Source organism: Litorimonas sp. (assembly GCA_029936425.1).
GTDB lineage: Bacteria > Pseudomonadota > Alphaproteobacteria > Caulobacterales > Maricaulaceae > Litorimonas.
In genome coordinates, this window is record JAPYSU010000050.1 from 1 (window position 1) to 2,866 (window position 2,866).

The 2,866-nt window shown below is 48.7% G+C and carries 1 protein-coding gene; it reads left to right on the forward strand.

Annotated elements, in window-relative coordinates; translation table 11 throughout:
- Positions 1-271: 271 nt before the first annotated feature.
- Positions 272-2,257, forward strand: a complete 1,986-nt coding sequence (locus ACN0IC_RS14875; protein ID WP_416879558.1) for an alpha/beta hydrolase family protein — start codon at positions 272-274, stop codon at positions 2,255-2,257.
- Positions 2,258-2,866: the final 609 nt, after the last annotated feature.

Here is a 2,866-nt window from a genome sequence, read left to right on the forward strand (position 1 = left end):
CTCGTCAGGCTCATAACCTGAAGGTCGTAGGTTCAAATCCTACCCCCGCAACCAATATCCCAAAGAAATTGACACGTTTTTCGCCGGAAGCAATTAGCTGCAGGATAGATTTGCCTGATTGAATTATCGATGAGAGACAAATTTCCTCTCAGAAATTAATATAGGCTAAGATAGGTGACTTAAATTTCATATTTCTGCCTCTGATTGCGTTTTTCCTCTTGTTTCAGAGTTTTTCATCGGAAATAGTTGGCCCAAATTAGGGAGATCTGTTTTGACTGTTTTTAAATATATCCGCCTTGTCTTGGCGCCTGCCTTTGCCGTCTTTATGACATTGTCCTTTTCGCCGAGCACAGCGTTTGCCGAAGACCCTAACATCGACATTTACGCGCAGCTTCCTAGGACTCAAAGCGTACGCGTTTCGCCAGACGGAAAACACATTGCCATGCTGGCCCCCTTTGCCGGGGATAAAGCTATATTTGTCTATGATTTGACAAATCCGGATGCGAAAACAGTCATCGTCACGCCGCCGGAAGATTCTATTGTTAAGGCAATTGACTGGGCGAGCAATAAACACGTGATTATGCTGGCCCGCGTTCGGGGAAGCGGCGAAGGCAAGATGAAACACTACAGCACGCTGTTCAGCCGTTGGGTCTCGACCAATATTGAAACACAGCGGTCTATAATCCTTCTTGACGACCTCATTAAAAGCAAACGCTACCGCGTGACCTATGGCGGCGGCTACGTTCATGACCTCCCGGATAATGAGGACGAGGTTTTGATGAGCTTTACGGAATATGGCGGCGAAGTCTTCCAACGCCATTACCGCGTCGACCTGGATAGCGGCAATGAGCGCCTTGAGAGATCCATGCCCGTCACCACAGGCAATGTCGTTTTGTCCAGTAATGGTGAGAAAGTTCTCGCCCGAGAAGATTACGACCCTCGGAGCGGAGAGTATGAAGTCTTTTTTGGCGAAGGGATTGATGAAGAGAGCGTCTATAAAAAACGGTTCGATAACTCGAAAAACAGAACGACATATTTGTCGACGGTGCTCAACGGTAAACTGTTGATGCAGGAAACCGAACAAAACGCTCTGACCTTGTTCACGATCGATCCGGACACAAAGTCCGCAACGCCGTTTACATTCGAAGCGAATGTCCCGGATGGATATGACTATGGGCCTATTTTCGACAACCAGACCGGTAAAATGATTGGCGTGAGCTATACCGATGATCGACACCGCCAAGTCTATACCGAAGAGCCTTACAAGTCCTGGCATAAAAAGTTTTCTGATGCCTTGGAAGGGCAGAATGTAAACATTTTGTCCAAAACGGAAGATAACAAAATGGTGACGGTTTATGCGGAGAGCGATAGCAATCCGGGTGAATATTATCTTTACGAAGAAGGGCCCGGAACCATTTCGTCCCTGGGCGGAACATACCCGGAGCTTAAAGCGTCTCAAGTCGCCTCGACCATGCGGGCAGATTTTACGGCGAGAGACGGCCTCAATATTCCGGCCTATTTGACGCTTCCGCCCGGAAAAACAAAAGCGGACGGGCCGTTCCCGACCGTGGTTATGCCGCATGGCGGACCAACAGCCAGAGATGACGCTACATTCGATTTTTGGGGACAATATCTGGCCGCGCAAGGCTATGCTGTCTTTAAACCGCAATTTCGCGGATCCACGGGGTTTGGCTACGAACACCTGCAAAAGGGATATGGCGAGTTTGGTCGGGGCATGCTTTATGACACGATTGACGGCGTAAATCACCTTGTTGAAAACAACGTCATCAATCCCGATAAAATCTGCGTCACCGGCGCCAGCTATGGTGGATATCAGGCTCTGGCCCTGCCTGTCATGGAGCCGGAAATGTTCAAATGCGCCCTTTCCGTCAACGGCGTTTCTCAAATTCGGGATATCCTGAAATTTGAAGAGGCCCGGACAGGCAGAGAGAGTGAGACGATTAAATTCTGGCAGAAGATTATTGGCGATAGATATGATGATAAGGACCTCCTTCTTGCGCAATCGCCGGCTGAAAATGTTGACAAGATCCAGGCGGAAATTGTTCTCGTTCACGGAACAGACGACATGACCGTTCCGCTTCAGCAGTCCGAAGTCATGGCCAAGGCTTTGAAAAAAAGAGGGCAGTCTGACGATATCCTCCTCTTGCCAAATGACGATCACAATCTGTCCCTGCCGATATCCCGGAAAAAACTGCTAGAGGCGAGCGACGAGCTTTTCGAGAAACATCTAAATTAGATAATTTTTCTAGTAACGTCGGCCGTCGCTATTTAAGCGGCGGCTTGCCAGAAAATCGTTCATTAAAACACCCTGTATGTTTCCCGAGCGGAGGCATGGACGGCGTTTGTGAAAGCTTTTTATAATTGGCCCTTTAGCTTCCTTTAGGATCTCACTATTTGCTTGCTCCTTGTGGCAATTTTTGTGGTCATCCGGCCTAAGCCCCCTCGAACATCCGAACGCGGCTCTGCGAAGCAGATGTAGTGAGGATGCAGCTGCAGTTTCTCTAACAGTCCAATCTATTCCTACTCCCCTCTCCGTCATTGCCCGACTTGATCGGGCAATCCATGCGATGTTCTTTCGACAAGTAGGCATTTGCAGTTCGGCGCAAGAGGCGAGTGTTAAAAGTAAATTAGAGATCTCATTTAGCCGAACCTTCACCATATGGATTACCCGATCAAGTCGGGTAATGACGAAGGGTCGAAATGCAATCGTAATTTTAAAGTGTGCATCGCTCACGCCTTTCCTCCCACTCGCAATCTAGTGCGGAGCCTTTGCGTTCGTCCTTGAATAAAGTGGACTGCCCGCGGGGTCGGTATCCTTGCCGGAGACCGAATATGGTAATGTTTC